This window comes from Saccharothrix sp. ST-888 (assembly GCF_000955975.1).
Lineage (GTDB): Bacteria > Actinomycetota > Actinomycetes > Streptomycetales > Streptomycetaceae > Kitasatospora.
In genome coordinates this window covers 1-240 of the sequence record NZ_JYJF01001140.1, presented here as the reverse complement: position 1 = coordinate 240, position 240 = coordinate 1, and the positions used below count along the sequence as shown (strand labels likewise).

The 240-nt window shown below is 71.7% G+C and carries 1 protein-coding gene; it reads right to left on the bottom strand.

Annotated elements, in window-relative coordinates:
• Window positions 1-214 (bottom strand): CurL C-terminal domain-containing protein (locus UK12_RS44230; RefSeq protein ID WP_231591536.1); only part of this gene is annotated, 214 nt, incomplete at its 3' end.
• Between the last annotated feature and the right edge of the window lie 26 nt (window positions 215-240).

The window sequence follows — 240 nt, the reverse complement described above, 5'->3', positions numbered from 1 at the left end:
GAGCCGAAGCCTCACCCCGCGCCAGCGCCTCCAGCCCGGCGCGCAACTCCGCACGATCCGAACCCACCACCACCGCACGGTGCTCGAACGAACCACGCGTACTCACCAGCGAGAAAGCCACATCCGCCGGCGACAGCTCGGACCGCTCCTCAAGATGCGCCGACAGCCGACCGGCCTGCCCCCGCAGCGCCTCGGCCGAACGACCCGACAGCACCCACGGCACCACCGACGCCACAGACG